Source organism: Gemmatimonadota bacterium (genome assembly GCA_039715185.1).
GTDB lineage: Bacteria > Gemmatimonadota > Gemmatimonadetes > Longimicrobiales > RSA9 > DATHRK01.
In genome coordinates this window covers 58,873-74,353 of the sequence record JBDLIA010000001.1, presented here as the reverse complement: position 1 = coordinate 74,353, position 15,481 = coordinate 58,873, and the positions used below count along the sequence as shown (strand labels likewise).

15 protein-coding genes and 1 pseudogene are annotated in these 15,481 nt (G+C 70.0%); all 16 read right to left on the bottom strand.

Features of this window, described 5'->3' with window-relative positions; genetic code table 11:
* Positions 1 to 11: 11 nt before the first annotated feature.
* The 16 genes and pseudogenes from dnaJ to rpmE all read right to left on the bottom strand — a co-directional run bounded on the left by dnaJ (position 12) and on the right by rpmE (position 15,355).
* Positions 12 to 1,157 (bottom strand): molecular chaperone DnaJ, encoded by a 1,146-nt coding sequence (gene dnaJ / locus ABFS34_00335; protein MEN8373874.1) that lies wholly within the window; start codon positions 1,155 to 1,157, stop codon positions 12 to 14.
* Between the two features lie 6 nt (positions 1,158 to 1,163).
* Positions 1,164 to 2,255 (bottom strand): heat-inducible transcriptional repressor HrcA, encoded by a 1,092-nt coding sequence (gene hrcA / locus ABFS34_00330; protein ID MEN8373873.1) that lies wholly within the window; start codon positions 2,253 to 2,255, stop codon positions 1,164 to 1,166.
* Positions 2,252 to 3,436 carry a radical SAM family heme chaperone HemW gene (gene hemW / locus ABFS34_00325; protein ID MEN8373872.1) on the bottom strand — a complete coding sequence of 395 codons (1,185 nt, stop codon included), beginning with the start codon at positions 3,434 to 3,436 and terminating at the stop codon, positions 2,252 to 2,254. Before hemW ends, hrcA begins: the two co-directional genes overlap by 4 nt.
* Positions 3,437 to 3,508: 72 nt before the next feature.
* Positions 3,509 to 4,711: a DNA-processing protein DprA gene (gene dprA, locus ABFS34_00320; protein MEN8373871.1), complete on the bottom strand. Its 1,203-nt coding sequence runs from the start codon at positions 4,709 to 4,711 to the stop codon at positions 3,509 to 3,511.
* Positions 4,699 to 5,724, bottom strand: a complete 1,026-nt coding sequence (obgE, locus tag ABFS34_00315; GenBank protein MEN8373870.1) for a GTPase ObgE — start codon at positions 5,722 to 5,724, stop codon at positions 4,699 to 4,701. Before obgE ends, dprA begins: the two co-directional genes overlap by 13 nt.
* Complete coding sequence (locus ABFS34_00310) at positions 5,724 to 6,371, bottom strand: carboxymuconolactone decarboxylase family protein (protein ID MEN8373869.1); 648 nt, start codon at positions 6,369 to 6,371, stop codon at positions 5,724 to 5,726. The genes obgE and ABFS34_00310 overlap by 1 nt, the downstream gene beginning before the upstream one ends.
* A complete protein-coding gene (locus ABFS34_00305) occupies positions 6,368 to 7,363 on the bottom strand; it encodes an asparaginase (protein ID MEN8373868.1) in 996 nt (331 codons plus the stop codon). The genes ABFS34_00310 and ABFS34_00305 overlap by 4 nt, the downstream gene beginning before the upstream one ends.
* A gap of 67 nt (positions 7,364 to 7,430) precedes the next feature.
* Complete coding sequence (locus tag ABFS34_00300) at positions 7,431 to 8,243, bottom strand: sulfite exporter TauE/SafE family protein (GenBank protein MEN8373867.1); 813 nt, start codon at positions 8,241 to 8,243, stop codon at positions 7,431 to 7,433.
* Positions 8,244 to 8,268: 25 nt separating this feature from the next.
* Positions 8,269 to 9,921 (bottom strand): S41 family peptidase, encoded by a 1,653-nt coding sequence (locus tag ABFS34_00295; GenBank protein MEN8373866.1) that lies wholly within the window; start codon positions 9,919 to 9,921, stop codon positions 8,269 to 8,271.
* A 54-nt stretch (positions 9,922 to 9,975) separates the two neighbouring features.
* Positions 9,976 to 10,632: a dTMP kinase gene (gene tmk / locus ABFS34_00290; GenBank protein ID MEN8373865.1), complete on the bottom strand. Its 657-nt coding sequence runs from the start codon at positions 10,630 to 10,632 to the stop codon at positions 9,976 to 9,978.
* Positions 10,619 to 11,944 (bottom strand): inositol-3-phosphate synthase, encoded by a 1,326-nt coding sequence (locus ABFS34_00285; protein MEN8373864.1) that lies wholly within the window; start codon positions 11,942 to 11,944, stop codon positions 10,619 to 10,621. The genes tmk and ABFS34_00285 overlap by 14 nt, the downstream gene beginning before the upstream one ends.
* Entirely contained in the window at positions 11,925 to 12,587 is a 663-nt protein-coding gene (locus tag ABFS34_00280; protein MEN8373863.1) for a CDP-alcohol phosphatidyltransferase family protein, read from the bottom strand. Before ABFS34_00280 ends, ABFS34_00285 begins: the two co-directional genes overlap by 20 nt.
* A gap of 7 nt (positions 12,588 to 12,594) precedes the next feature.
* Positions 12,595 to 12,963, bottom strand: coding sequence for a YlbF family regulator (locus tag ABFS34_00275; GenBank protein ID MEN8373862.1), 369 nt, complete (start codon positions 12,961 to 12,963; stop codon positions 12,595 to 12,597).
* Between the two features lie 83 nt (positions 12,964 to 13,046).
* Complete coding sequence (gene prmC / locus ABFS34_00270) at positions 13,047 to 13,889, bottom strand: peptide chain release factor N(5)-glutamine methyltransferase (GenBank protein ID MEN8373861.1); 843 nt, start codon at positions 13,887 to 13,889, stop codon at positions 13,047 to 13,049.
* A 26-nt stretch (positions 13,890 to 13,915) separates the two neighbouring features.
* Positions 13,916 to 14,989 (bottom strand): peptide chain release factor 1, encoded by a 1,074-nt coding sequence (gene prfA / locus ABFS34_00265; protein MEN8373860.1) that lies wholly within the window; start codon positions 14,987 to 14,989, stop codon positions 13,916 to 13,918.
* Between the two features lie 174 nt (positions 14,990 to 15,163).
* Positions 15,164 to 15,355, bottom strand: a pseudogene (rpmE, locus tag ABFS34_00260) (50S ribosomal protein L31).
* Positions 15,356 to 15,481 lie beyond the last annotated feature (126 nt).

Genomic DNA, 15,481 nt, shown 5'->3' with positions numbered 1-15,481 from the left:
GCGTGGCGCGCTCACGCCGTGAAAGCCTCCTTGACGCGGCTCCAGAATCCCCGATCGCCGGCGTCGGTCTCCGGGCCGGGGGGCGCCCGCTCGACCTCCGCCAACGCCTCCAGGGCGGCCCGCTCTTCGTCGTCCAGGCGGTCGGGTGTCCACACGCTGACGCGCACGATCTGATCGCCGCGCCCGCCGCCTCGGAGTCGGGGCAAGCCGCGCCCCCGCAGACGCAGCAGGCTGCCCGACTGGATCCCCGCGGGGACCTTCAGGCGCGCCTCCTCATCGACCGTGGGTATGTCCAGCTCGGCACCCAGCGCCGCCTGGGAGAACGTCACCCGTAGCTCGAACAGGACGTCCGCGCCGTCGCGCCGAAACCTGCGATCCTCGGCGACCTCCAGGACGACCAGCACGTCGCCCGGAGGCGCACCGCGGCGGCCGGCGTTGCCCTGGCCTCGAATGGTGATGTAGTCGCCCGTGGATACGCCCGGCGGAACGTCGACGTCCAGCTTCTTCTCGCCTGGCGCGGTTCCCGATCCACCGCACGTGGCGCACGGGTGCTCCACCCGCTGCCCGTCGCCGTCGCAGCGCGGGCACGGCCCCAGGGTCACGATCTGGCCCAGTAGAGAGCGCTGGGCACGACGCACCTCTCCGCTACCCCCGCAGCCGTCACACACCGTGGCGCCCGTCCCCTCGGCGGCGCCGGATCCCCCGCAGGGCTCGCACGGCTGCTGGCGACGCACCTTGATGGTCTTCTTCACCCCGGACGCCACGTCGGCGAGCGTGATGGGGAGCCGGACACGAAGATCCGCCCCGCGCGGCGAACGCCTGCGGCCGCCGCGTCCGCCGGCGAACATGTCCGCGAAGCCGAAACCCCCGAACTCGCGCATGAAGATTTCCAGCGCGTCCGAGAAGTCGAATCCCGAAAACCCGGCCCCACCCGCTCCTCTCACCCCGGCGTGTCCGTACTGATCGTAAGCCGCGCGCTTGTCCGCGTCGCGCAGGATCTCGTACGCCTCGGTGGCCTCCTTGAAGCGCTCTTCGGCCTGCCCGTCGCCCTGATTCCGGTCCGGGTGGTACTGGAGCGCGAGCTGACGGTACGCCTTCTTTATTTCCTCCTGGTCGGCCCCGCGCGGCACCCCGAGGATGTCATAGTAATCACGCATGCGGGGTCACCGTTGGTCGAGTCGGGGCGACTGATCGCCACCGTAGAGAACCGAGAGAAGGCCGCTCGTCTGTTCCACGATGGCCACGACTTTTTCGTACGGCATGCGGGTGGGCCCCACCACCCCGATCACCCCCGACACGCCGTCGCTGTGGTACCGCGACGTGACCACCGTGAACGCGCCCAGCTCGGGGTGCTCGTGCTCGCTACCGATGGTGATGCGGAGGGTTTGTCCGGAGTTCGACCCGGTCAGCACGGTGGCGAGCAGGTCCCGCTGCTCGGTTAGCTCGATCAGGCTCTTCAGCTCTTCACCCGAGGAAAACTCAGGCTGCCGCGCGAGGACGCTGGTGCGGCCCAGGTGCACACGACCCGCCGCCGCCTTGGTAGGCGCGAAGAGCTCGTCGCCCGACTCCACCAGTATGTTCAGCAGATGGGACGCGGCCAGGTCACCCGGCGGCGCCGAGTCGCGCAGTCTCTCGGGAAGGGTGGCGCGGATTTCGCGCAGCGAACGTCCGGCGAGCCGTTCGTTCAGGATCGATGCGACGACGACGACCGCCTCCGGTATCAGCTCGCCGCCCACCTCGATGTAGACGGTCCGCGCCTGGCCGCCAGACAGCGTCAGGACCAGCACGACCTTGCCCGAAGACAGCGGCGCAAGCTCCAGCCGCTCGAGCACGGCGTCCGCCAGGTTGGGCGCCAGCGCCACGCCCAGCTCGCCCGTTAGAACCCCCAGAGCACCGGCCGCCCGCTGCAGCAACAACTCGATGCCGCTCACGCCGCCGCCCTCCGCGAGTTCTTCGAGCAGCGCCCGCTGCTCCTGGGCGGTCATCGGCACCGGCTCCATCACGGCGTCCACGTAGAATCGGTAGGCCAGGTCCGTGGGGATGCGGCCGGCCGAGGCGTGCGGATGAAACAGGTACCCCTTGGCCTCCAGGTCGGCCATGGTGTTGCGCACCGTGGCGGGCGACACGCCCAGATCGAAGCCGCGCGCGATCGTACGGCTGCCGGCCGGTTCGGCCGTGCGCACGTACGTACGCACGACCGCCTCCAGGACCTGGCGCTCGCGCGCGCTGAGTGGCGTCTGCGTGACTTCCCTCAATTCTCCATTCCCGTCGCCGTGGCGGCCCGGCCGGCGCCCTCCCGCCGCGCATCTCGCCCTCCGCTCGCGGAGAGCTCCACGGCGAGCCTGTCCAGTAGCAGCCAGCCCTCGGCGGTCAGTCGCACCCGCGCGCCGCTGGTGAAAAGCGCCAACCCGGCGTTGACCCACCCCCGCGCGATGGTGATCTCGGTTTCGTCGACGAGGTCCACCCCCGCGGCCGTCCGCAGCCCCAGCCACAGCTCCTCCAGCGCGCGAGTCTCTCCGGACACCGTTTCTGCGCCCGCCGCCGGCGCCTCACCTCGCTCGACGGCGCTCCGGTACGCGCGCCAGTCCCGGAGGTTCCACCACCGGCGCGAGCCCGCGAAACTGTGCGCCCCCGGACCCAGGCCTACGTACGGAGTGCCATCCCAGTAGGCTTCATTGTGGTGCGACGGCCAGCCCGGGCGGCAGAAGTTGGACACTTCGTAGTGGTCCCACCCGCCGTCGCCCAAACGCCCGGCCGCCAGCAGGTAATCCTCCGCGTAGCCGTCCCCATCAGCGAGTCGCTCACGGCCTTCGGCCACCCACCGACCCAGCGGCGTGCCGGGCTCGGCGGTCAAACCGTATAAGGACAGGTGCGTGGGTTCCAGTCGCAGGGCGCAATCGAGGTCGCGCCCCCAGTCCCGACCCAGGCGCTCCGGCAGTCCGAAGATCAGGTCCAGGCTGATGTTCGTGATGCCCGCCTCACGGGCCGCTTCCAGAGCGCGCGCCGGCCCATCGGGGCCGTGCAAACGACCCATCCAGCGCAACGCCGGCGCGTGGAAGGTCTGCGCCCCCAGGCTGAGGCGATTGACTCCAGCGTCCACCCACCCGCGCGCCACCGCCAGATCGAAAGACTCCGGGTTGGCCTCGGCGGTCCACTCCTTCACGCCCGACAGGTCCACAGTGTCCGCCAGCGCGTGCCGCAGAGCGGCCATGCCAGCGGCGCCGAACAGCGATGGAGTGCCCCCTCCCACATAGAGCGTGTGGGGCTTCAACGGTAGGCTCCAGCGCTCCCGCGCGGCGACGGCGACCAGTTCCAGCGCGACCGCCTCCGCCCACGTTCGCGGATCGGCGTCCGCCGCCACGGTCACGGCGAAATCGCAGTAGGCGCAACGCCTGCGGCAGAACGGCGCGTGGACGTAGATGGCTCGCGGATTCATGTCCGGCGCATACCCCGGGGTGAGCCGGCCGTTGCGCCCGACCCGCCGGAGTCGAACCGGCGCCGCCCCGACTCACGGCCGAGAGTAGCGGCCGCCCGGCCAACGCCGCGCCAACCCGAGCAGTTCCAGCTCCATCAACCCGGAGGCGGCCGCGGCGGCGCTCAGCCCGACCCGGGCGGCCAGATCGTCGATGCGCTCGGGCGCCGCGCCGAGCGCGCGGCACAGCTCACCCTCGCCACCCAACGGCCGATCTTCCCGCGTGCGAGCGGACCAACGCGGCGAGTTCGCGGAGGGGCTCTCCGCCTCACCGTGGCCGGGGGTCGGCGGCCGGAAGAGCCCGGGCGCCAACGCCTCTTCGATCAGGTCCAGAGCGTCCTGCGGACGGGTGATCGCAACGGCACCTTCCCTCAGAAGACGGTTCGACCCCGCGCTGCTCGGGCTGTCGATCGGACCGGGGACGGTCCCGACCTCCAGGCCCAGGTCCAGCGCGTGGGTCACCGTGTTCTGCGCGCCGCTTCGATGCGGCGCCTCCACCACGACCACGGCCTGCGACACGGCGGCGATGATGCGATTGCGCCGCGGAAAGTTGAAGGGCAGCGGCTGGGTGCCCGGCGGAAACTCCGACACGAGCAGGCCGGCGCGCGCGATGGAGTCGCGCAGGGACCGATTTCCGCGCGGGTAGGCGACGTCCAGCCCGCACCCCAGGACCGCGACGGTGCCGGTACCGAGCGCGGCGCGATGAGCCGCGGCGTCGATGCCTTCCGCCAAGCCGCTGACCACGACGATTCCACGGGAGCCGACGAACGCCGAGATCGCCTCGCTCGCGCGGCGGCCGTACTCGCTGCAGCGCCTGGTGCCCACTATGGCCAGGCACGGAGATCGTAGGGACGCGCGGTCGCCGCGGCAGAACAGCAAGGGCGGAGGATCCGGCAGATGCCAGCAGCGAGCGGGATAGTCGGCGTCCCAGTAGGGGATGGCGTCGCCCGCGCCGGCGGCGGCAGAGCCCCGGCGGGGTGCGGGTGCCGCTCCGCGCGGGCCGGCGTCATGCGTCGCTCGCAGGGCGTGCAGGGGATCGCCCCACCGGTCGAGCGCCCTCCAGATCGGCCCGGGCGTGCCCAGGTGGCGCGCGGTCAGCTCGACCAGCGCGATCAGCGACCGGGGATCGGTGGGTGTCCCGGCGGCGCGTACGCGAGCTGCGACGTCGCCGATGGACTCACCCGGCGCGGTGGATACGCCCACAGCCGCCCGAGGGGACCCCGCCTCTACGGGTGCCACGGCTCCTCTTTCAGGGGGGCCGACTCGACGGAACGCTCCTGGGCCACACGGGTCCAGAGTCCCTCGAGGAGGGGATCCAGGCCGGCGCCCGTCACCGCGGATACGACGTGGATCGCCCACGCGCCGGGCGCGTCGATGCTGGGGGGGTCGTCGTCCGGGCCGAGCAGGTCCGACTTGGTCAGGACGACGCAGTGCGGCTTCCCGGCCAACTCGGGAGAGTGCGCCTCCAGCTCTCGCAGCAGAAGTCGGTACTCGTCGCTCGCGTCGGCGCTGTCGACGGGCACCAGGATGGCGAGCGCACGCGTGCGCTCGATGTGTCGCAGAAAGCGGAGCCCCAACCCTTTGCCCTCGTGGGCTCCCTCGATGATGCCCGGAATGTCCGCGATCACCATCGTGCGGCCCTCGGAGCGAGCCACCACGCCGAGGTTGGGCTGCAGGGTGGTGAACGGGTAATCGGCGATCTTGGGTCGGGCCTGTGAAACCGCCGCCAGGAAGGTCGACTTGCCCGCGTTGGGTAGCCCGACCAGTCCCACATCGGCGATGAGCTTGAGTTCGAACGCTATCCTGCGCTCCTCGCCCTCCTCGCCCGGTTCCCAGCGGCGTGGAGCGCGGTTGGTCGGGGTCGCGAACGCGGCGTTGCCCCTGCCCCCGCGGCCGCCTCGCGCCACGACCAGGCGATCTCCGACGGCCATGAGCTCCCCCAGGAGCACTCCGCTCCCCGCTTCGCGCACGACCGTGCCTCGCGGCACCGCGAGCTCCAGGTCGGCGCCGCTTCTGCCGGTGCGGTTGGATCCCTCGCCGTGCTTGCCCCTTTCGGCGCGGTGATGCTGCCGGTACCGGTAGTCCAGCAGGGTGGCCATGTGCTCGTCGGCGACGAGCACGACGTCCCCGCCCTTGCCGCCGTCGCCGCCCGCGGGGCCCCCGCGCGCGACGCCCGTTTCGCGTCTCCACGCCTCGGCGCCGGAGCCACCGGTACCTCCGTAGACCTCGACTTCCGCACGATCCAGAAACATCAGCCTCTTCCCGAGCCGGTACGCTGTCGCACCTTCGCCCAGACCCGCCTGGCCGCTCGCGCGTTCGTTGGCGCGACGATCCGCCCGGCGATTTCCAGCACCGTCTCCACCTGCTCCTCCGTGCACCCCACCTGCAAAGCGCCGCGCATGTGCGAGTAGAGTTGGGGCTCTGCGTCCTGCGCGCACAGAAGCGCGACCACACAGAGTTCGCGAGCCGCCAGCGCGAGCCCCGGGCGACCCAGGACCTTGCCGTAGCCATCGCGGACCATCCAGCGTTCCAGTTCGGGATGGAGGTAGGCTACGTTGGCGCGCAAGCGCCCGTACTGTCCTCCGTACACCCGCTCGCACACGGCCGCGCCCCGCTCCGCCCAGTCGACGCCCTCTTCTAGCCCGGCTTCGGCCCCCGAGGCGCCGGCCAGGGCACGCCAGCGGCCCAGCGCGGCGATGGCCGCCGGATACCCCGCGAACAGATGGCTCTGCAGGAGCGCCTCCTCGACCGCGGCTCGGGAATGCTCCAGCGCGTCCCGGAACGCGCTCTCGCGCTCGTCCGACCGACCCGCCCCGATCGCCGCCGACAGCCGGACCAGGACCTCCACCTCCGACGTCAACTCCCCGGTCATCGTCGCGCCGCGCACCTGCCCGCTCACGGCGCGCCCACCCCCGCCGGCATCCGCACCACGACGCCGCCCACCGTTTCCCCGCGCGTGTTCAACACGGGCGGAGCGGCCGCGGCGCCGAGTCGCGCGGCCTGGTCGGCGCCCAGCGCGCCGTGGGCTTCGAGGAGCGCCACGAGGGCGGCCTCCGCCGCGCGCCGCGCGCCGTCTCCGACCTTGAGCGCGACGCCCAACCCGCGTTCCGGCACGCAGGCGCAGTAGACCCCCTCGGCGCCGACCTTCGCCAGGACCGAGCCTCGGGTCTCGCGAACTATCGCCGTGCACAGGCGCCCGGTGCCGGCCAGCAGCCTGGGGTGCGACGCGATCGCCGCACGCACGCGGGCCGGCGGGCCCTCGGCCACGCTCCAACGGGCGAACGCGATCGCCAGGGCCGCGAGCGGCACGCGGAAGGTCGCCGCGCCGCACCCGTCGACGCCCGTCTCGAGGGCGTCCGCGTCGAGCCCTGCCCAGCGACACAGCTCCTCCCCCATACGCCTCTGCACCGGGTGGTCCGCCCTGTGATACCCCTCCAATCCGGTCCCGAGGTGGGCTGCCAGCGCCAGCATGGCGGCGTGCTTGCCGGAGCAGTTGTTGTGCAAGCGCCCGGGCGCCGTGCCCGAGCCGGCCAGCGCGCGCGCCGCAGGGGCGTACATGGGCTCGTGGGGGCCGCACGCCAGGTCCTCCACGCTCGCGCCGACCCGGCTCAGCATGGCCCGGGCCAGCGCCACGTGGTCCTCCTCCCCGCCGTGCGACGCGCACGCGAGGGCCACCATGTCCGAACCCATGTCGAAGGCGTCGAAGGCGCCGTCGGCGGCCACCGCGCTCGCCTGCAGCGGCTTGATCGCCGAACGGGTGAACGTGGGCACCGAGGCCGATCCCAGCGTCATGAGCGACCGACCGCTCCCGTCGGCGACCACCGCGTGAAAGGCGTGCCGAGACTCGATCAGGCCGCCGCGCAGAACATCCACCGTGCCGCACTCGGTCATCCCGCTCCCCTTCTTTGGACGCCCCCGCGGGGCGTCGAAATAGCGGCCGCGCCGGAGGATCTCCCCCTCACGAGAACCAGGGCAGGCCCCACAGGAGCCGCGCCGCCACGCCGGCCAGGAGTACCGCTAGGCCGACGCGCAGGGCCGGCTCGGGCACGCGGATGTTGAGGCGCGCCCCCGCGGCCACCAGTGGCAACGACCCCGCGACGAGCGCCGCCGCCGCGCCGACGTCGACCATGCCCAGGCTCCAGCCAAGCGCAGGAGCGCCGCCAGCGGACAGAGCGTAGGTGATCGCGCCCGTCGCGGCGGCCGGGGCGATCACGGCCAGCGAGGTGGGCGCGAGCTGGCGGAGCGGGAGGCGCCCCACGTTGTAGAGCAGCGGGATCGCGACCACTCCCCCGCCCACGCCCAGGAGCGCCGACAGCGTGCCCACCAGAACGCCAGCGGCCACGAGCGCCGAGGTCGCGCCGGGCGCGCGGTCCGTCGCGTCGTCCCGCCGCCTGTACGGCAACGCCATGCGAGCCGCGGTCAGCAGCAGGAAAAGCGCGAAGCCGGCCCTCAGGGCGGGGTCTGGGACGCGAGCGGCGAGCAACGCGGCCGGCAGAGCCGCCGCAGCAGCCCCCCCGCCCATCGCCAGCGCCGCGCGCCAGGCGACCAGGTCGTAGCGGGCGAACCTCAGCGCCCCATGGAGGGCCGTGGGGGCGATCACGGCAAGGCTGGTTGCGTGGGCTACAGCCGAGGGGACATCCGCGCCGACGACGTCATAATACGCGTAGAGGAGGGGCACCATGAGGACCCCTCCTCCGATTCCGGCAAGTCCGGACACGAGCCCGACGGCCGCGCCGGTGGCCAGCAAGATCGCGGCCCCGGCAACTGTCATCGCGCCACCGACTCCGTCGCTCTTCCTACGGCTGGCCCTCCTCGGCGCCGGCGCCCGCCAGGGCGGCGGAGTCGACCCCGTTCTCCACTCTCTGCGCCGCCGCGAAGACGGAGGCCGGCGTCGTCGACTCGCGCAACACATCGCGAGCCGTCACGACCTCCGGGTCGTCTGCGTTCCAACGCATCCGAGCCCCCTGCTGCCCCCACTTGGCGTAGGCTATCCGATAGCCCAACTGACGAGTCAGCCACGTCCGCGCCCCGTCGTAGACCGGGCGCTCGAGCTCGACTTCGTCCTCCTCCAGCAGTCTCGCATAGAGGCCGCCGAGCATCTCCGGAGTCACCCGGAAACCGGGCCGCAAGCCCTGGTGCTCGGCCGCGTACGTGTTGGCGTAGTCGAAGACAGCGTTGTTGTACGCCGCCCCGAACCGGTTCATGGCCTTGAAGAACGCGTCCACCTCCGGGTCGATTTCGCCGTCGAGGTCCAGATCCGGAGTAATCCCGCCACCGCCCAGAACCTCGCGGCCACCGTCGGTGTGGAAGATCTCCTGTCCGCCGTCGTCGTCCAGCTCCGCCGCGTCGTCCGTCACGGCAGGCAGTTCCGCTCTCGCACCGACCCCATACGGGCCCTGAATCGACCGACCCGAAGGGGTATACCAGCGCGCGGTCGTGAGCTTGAGGAAGTAGTCCCCCGCGCGCAGCGGGAACAGCGTCTGGACCGATCCTTTGCCGAACGTCCGCTCCCCCAACAACAACGCGCGATCGTGATCCTGCAGCGCTCCCGCGACTATCTCCGAGGCGGACGCACTGCCCCGGTTGATCAGCACCACCATGGGCACGTCCGGGTAGTGGTCGCGGTCGCTGGCCTCGTAGCGCCGATTGTCGTCATCCACCCGCCCCTTGGTCTCCGTGATCACGACCCCTTCGGGCAGGAAGATGTCGGCCATCTCGAAGCTCTGGTCGAGCAACCCGCCCGGGTTGTCTCGCAGGTCGAGGATGAGGCTCGTCATGCCTTCATCGACGAGACTGTCGACCGCCTCGCGGACCTCCCCGGCCGACGACTCGCTGAACTGCACCACCTCGACGTACCCCACGCCGTCATCCATCAGGTAGGCGGACGGCACGGCGCGAACCTCGATGTCGTCGCGCTTGAGCCGGAACGGGATCGGCTCTTCCGCGCCGATACGGCCGATCCTGATATCGACCGACTTGCCCTTCGGCCCCCGCAGGACCTTCACCGCCTGGTCCTCTGTCCAGCCCTCGGTGGACACCCCATTGACCTCGACGATGCGATCTCCAGCCATCAGCCCGGCGCGCTCGGCCGGGGTGCCCGGAATGGGCGCGATGATGGTGATCCAGCCGTTGCGGACCGCGATCTGGATGCCGAGGCCGCCGTACTCACCCGTGGTGGTCAGGCGCAGATCCGCGTACTGATCCGGGTCCATCAGCATCGAGTGAGGGTCGCCCAGCTCGTTGAGCAGCCCCTCCACGGCCATCTGATAGAGTTCGTCCTGGCCGCTCTCATCGACGAAGCGGTTGGACACCATGTCCACCACTTCCTCGAAGATGCGCACCTGGGAATAGAGGTTCAGCTCTTCGGCTGCGCCCTTCTGAAGGAACCAGCCGCCCGTCGTGAGCGCGATGGCTCCGACCAGCAGCGGCATGTAGACGGTCTTCCTCATAGCGGTCCCTTTGGGGGATCGGTTCGGCCTGTGCGGCCTTGCTTACCTAGCTAGCTAACCCGAGGCAGATGCGAAAGTTTCCGGCCACCGCCGGCCCAGGATGGAAAGCACCGCGCGGTGGATCGCGCGCACGCCCGGCGTCGCGTCCACGAGTTCTATGGCCGCATCGGCCGCCGCGAGCTCCAGGTACCCCGCGCGCACCCTCTCGTGGAAGGACTCGTCCGCGCTTTCGATGCGATCGGGACCCTTTCGCTGCGAACGCTCTCGGCTCGTACGCGGCGGAACGTCCATGACCAAGGTAAGGTCGGGCTTTAGGTTCTGGGTCGCAAACTCAATAATGGGAGTCACTTCAGAGAGCGACAAGCCGCGCCCGTACCCCTGGTAGACCAGACTGGATAGATAGAAGCGATCCGCCACGACGAGTGTCCCGGCCGCGAGAGCGGGCAGGATCTTCTCCTCCACCAGCGCGGCGCGCGCGGCCAGGTAGAGCAGTAGCTCCGAGCGGGGATTCATCTCGGCGCCGCGCAGGATCACCGGCCGAAGCGCTTCCCCCAGCTCGGTTCCGCCCGGTTCGCGAACGAAGAGGTGCGGGATCCCCTCGCGCGCCAGTCGGTCGCGCAGCAAGCGGACCTGCGTGGTCTTCCCCGAGCCGTCCGGGCCCTCGAATACGAGGAGGCGGCCCCGCTCCCCTGCCCCCCTACTCGCCGTAATACTCCATGCCCAGGTGCGTGATCTGGCCCTCTCCCATGAGGTGCCGCAGCGTGTTCTTGAGCTTCGTGTGCTGGATGAAGATGTCGTGCTCCGGGTACAGGCCGGGAGCGGTCATCGGGGCCTTGAAGTAGAACGACAGCCACTCCTGCGTGCCACTCAGGCCAGCCCGCTGTGCAAGATCCATGAACAGCGCGAGGTCGAGGACGATCGGGGCGGCCAGGATGGAATCCCGGCACAGGAAGTCGACCTTGATCTGCATGGGGTAGCCCAGCCAGCCGAAGATGTCGATGTTGTCCCAGCCCTCCTTGTTGTCCCCGCGCGGCGGATAGTAGTTGATCCGCACCTTGTGGTAGAAACCCTCGTACAACTCGGGATAGAGATCCGGCTGGAGGATATACTCGAGCGCGCCGAGCTTGGACTCTTCCTTGGTCTTGAACGACTCGGGGTCGTCCAGCACCTCGCCGTCACGGTTGCCCAGGATGTTGGTGCTGAACCACCCGTTCAAGCCGAGCATTCTGGCCTTCAGGCCGGGCGCGATGATGGTCTTCATCAGCGTCTGGCCGGTCTTGAAATCCTTCCCGGCGATGGCGACGCCGTTGGCTTCCGCCAACTCCTGCAATGCCAGCGTGTCCACGGTGAGGTTCGGCGCTCCGTTGGCGAACGGCACGCCCTCCTTGAGGGCCGCCCACGCGTAGATCATGGACGGCGCGATCGCGTCATCGTTGCGCTCCATCGCGGCCTCGAACGCCTCGAGCGACTCGTGCGCGGGGCCCGGCTTCATGAAGATCTCGGTGGAGCCGCACCAGACCATCACGAGGCGATCACAGCCGTTGGACTCCTTGAAGCCTCGGATGTCCGCTCTCAGCTGCTCGCCCAACTCCAGCTTGTTGGCGCCGGTCTTGACGTTGGGCCCGTTCAAGCGCTTCACGTAGGCGGGGTCGAAAACCGCCGGCATGGGCGCGAGCGCCTCCAGCGCGTCGGCCACCGGCTCAACCTGGGCGGCTTCCAGCACGCCGGACTTCCTGATGGTCTCCAGCGCGTTGTCGGGGATCGGGTCCCAGGCGCCGAACACGAGGTCATCCAGGCTGGCCAACGGCGCGAAGTCCTTGATTTTGGGCTGCCGTTCGTCGGTCCGTTTCCCCAGTCGGATGCGCTGCATCTGGCTGACCGATCCGAACGGCTCCGCGAGGCCTCTCCGGATCAGCTCGACCCCGGCCACGAACGTGGTCGCGACCGCGCCGAATCCCGGAAGCAGCACCCCCAGACGCCCGCTCGCCGGGCGAACATCGAAACTACTCACTGGCTTCCTCATCTTTGAGGGTCCCTGGCGGAGCCCCGAGCGGGACGCCGCCCACCTGGCGGTATACCCACACGATCCTCTGCAGAGCTGTGAAGTTCGTCAGAACCGCCAGAAGCAGGATCACGCCCTTGAGGGCGATCCCGTTCCAGGCTTGGCCAAACACGAGAGATGCCAGGCCGATCAGCACGACGCGCTCGGCGCGCGGCATCACGCCGACGCGGCAGTCCAGTCCCATCACCTCGGCGCGGGCGCGAGTATAGCTGACCATCAAGGAGCCGGCCATGGCGGCCATGACGAGGTAGATCATGCTCACGTCGCCCAACTCGACCCGGTAGTCGTTGTACAGGGACAGGATGCCCATGTACACGACGATCTCGCTGATCCTGTCGAGGGTCGAGTCGTAAAACGCTCCGAACTTGCTGCCGAGGTCGCTCAGCCGCGCCACGCGGCCGTCGACGATGTCGAAGAAGCCTCCAAGCAGGACGAGGAACCCCGCGCTCCGGACCATGTTCTGATCGAAGGCCAGCGCGGCCGCGATCGTCACGGCGAACCCCAAGGTAGTCAGCAGGTTCGGGTGAACCCTTCGGGCCACGAGCCAGTTGGTCAGCGGGTCGATGATCCCGTAGACGACGCCACGCAGGGAAGCGAGTTGCACGATCGTGTCAGGAGGGCAGGATGATGCCCGAGTGGGCGGCCGAATCCATGCCCTGCGCTATCGCCTCGTTCACCGCGGTCATGACCTTGTCGAAGTTGGCCTGCGCGGCCACGAGGCCCTGGTAGGCGGGGTGCGCCTGGAGCTCTCCGAACACCTGCTCGTAGCGTCCGGTCGTCTCCGGGTCCGGTGTCTGGCCGCTGCGCAGCGCCGCCGCGAGCTGCTCTTCCAATTCGGCGAGCGAACGGATCATATCCGAGACGGACTCCTCCGCTTCGATGCGCTCGCGCGCGCGTAACAGCGCCTTGTACTCGTCGCTCTGCCCGACCAGACGCCCGAGTTCCTCGGCCTTCCTCAACGTGCCTTCCCTGGAGTCCATGCAGCCTCGTCCTCTGTCCCGGTGATTTGCCCACCACGGGAGCCCGACGACCCCCCGGCACGCGCACAGCTACCCGCCGCTGCCTATTCCCCTCGCGCGGCTCGCGCGACGACCATGCGATCCCGCCCGGCCAGATCCGGCACCACGCGGACGCCCCTCAAGCCGGCAGCAACGCACGCCCCCCGCGCCGCAACGCCCTGGTCCGCGCCGATTTCCAGAACGAGCCATCCGCCCGGAGCCAGCACCGACCCCGCCCCCGCGACCAGGCGGCCGATCACGGCGAGCCCATCGCCGGCGAACAACGCCGTCGCGGGCTCCCAGCGTTCCACCTCCGCGGGGAGAAAGCCGCGCTCGCTCTCCGCGACATACGGAGGGTTCGAGACCACCACATCGAACGTCTCGCCGCTCCCGACGGGATCGTAGGCATCTCCAAGCCGGAAGTCCACGCGCTCGGCCAGGCCCAACGCCCCGGCGTTGGCCGCCGCCACCTCCAGTGCCGCCGCGGACAGGTCGGTAGCTACGACACGCTGGAAGCGGCCTTCGTGCAGCAGGCTGAGGGCGATCGCGCCGCTGCCGGTTCCGACCTCCAACACCCGCCCAGCCGCCGGCACGGGCAGCTTCATCACCTGCTCCACGACGAGCTCGGTTTCGGGGCGGGGGATCAGCACTCGCCCGTCCACCGAGAGCTCCAGCTCGCGAAACGCCGCGTTACCCAGGATGTAGGCGAGCGGCTCTCCGGCCAATCTCCGCTCCACGCTGTCGCCGACTCGACGCAAGCCCTCTTGGTCCACGGCGCGCGAAGATCGCGCTCCGAAGTCGACGGTGCGGAGCCCCAGAACGCCGGACACGAGAAAGCGCGCCTCGTGGGCAGCGTGCCGCGCCGCCAGGCGAGCGGCCACCTCCCGGATGACCCGTCCGACGGTCATCGGTCGCGGCCCAACCCCTCGCGCGATCAACCGGCGGCTTCCAGTTGCTCCGCCTCGCGCGCTTCCTTCAGCGCGTCGACCAGGCCACCCAGATCACCGTCGAGAATCTCCGACAGCCTGTACAGCGTCAGGTTGATGCGGTGGTCCGTGACCCGTCCCTGAGGGAAGTTGTAGGTCCTGATCTTGGCGGATCGGTCGCCCGTGCCGACCTGCGTCCTGCGCTCGCGGGAGCGCTCTGCCTCCTGCTCGGAGATCTTGGCGTCGAGCAACCGGCTGCGCAGCACCTTCATGGCCTTGGCCTTGTTCTTGTGCTGTGACTTCTCGTCCTGGCAGGTGACCACGACGCCGGTAGGCACGTGGGTAATGCGCACGGCGGAGTCGGTCGTGTTGACCGACTGCCCTCCCGGCCCCGAAGAGCGAAACACGTCGATGCGCAGGTCCTCGTCCCGCACCTCGATATCTACTTCCTCCGCTTCGGGCAGAACCGCCACGGTCGCGGCCGACGTGTGGATGCGCCCCTGGCTCTCCGTCGCGGGGACTCGCTGAACCCGGTGCACGCCCGACTCGTGACGCAGGCTCCCGTAAGCGTCCCGTCCACGCACCAGGAAGGCCACCTCCTTGAACCCACCGACCTCGCCCTCCGAGGCGTTGATCAGCTCGATCGTCCACTTCCGCATCTCCGCGTAGCGGAGGTACATGCGGTATAAGTCGCCGGCGAACAGGCCCGCCTCGTCGCCCCCCGTACCCGCTCGAATCTCCACGACCGCCGCGCGGTTCGCCAGCGGATCGGGCGGCGTCAGGTGCCGCCGCAGAGTTTCGGCCGAGGCCGCGGCCCGCGCCTCCAGCTCGGCCACTTCGGTCGCGGCCATGGCGGCCAACTCTTCGTCCTCGCTGTCGAGGAGAGTCCGAGCCTGATCCAGCTCGCCGAGCGCGTCGCGCAGCTCCCGAGCCACGGCGGCGGCGTCGGAGAGCTCCGCGTGCTCCCGCGCCACCTCGCGCAGGATCGCGGGGTCCCCCAGGACCTCCGGGTCGGCAAGGCGGGCGGTCAGCGCCTCGTGTCGGGCGATGAGCTCGTTCGCGCGGGCAAGGTCGTCGGGCAAGCCGTATTCGCCGGGAGTCAACTCGGAGCAGTTGGGTCTCGGGCAAGCAAAAAGAGCCGGGTCTCCCCGGCTCCAAGCTCGCTCGCTTCAGGCCTCGTCGCCGGCCTGTTGCGGGGTTTCCGAGGGCTCCGGGGACTCCGGCTCCTCGGCGGGGGTGGCCTCCGCCTTTCCTCCGCCCCACTTCTGCCGGAAGCGTTCGACGCGCCCGGCGGTGTCCACGAGCTTCTGCTTGCCGGTGAAAAACGGGTGGCACACGGAGCAGATCTCCACGTGGATATCGTCCGTCGTGCTGCGCGTAACGAACGAGTTGCCGCACGCACAGTGCACGCGCGTCGCCTTGTATTCCGGGTGGATACCCTGCTTCATGGCCCCTCCACTCCTGTTGCGCCCCCCGTACGGGGCGTTCGTCGCATATCACCAATGGACTGTAACAGATGAGTACCTAGCACTCGAGCCATCATCCGTTACAGTCCACTAGGCTCGAAGCCGGAA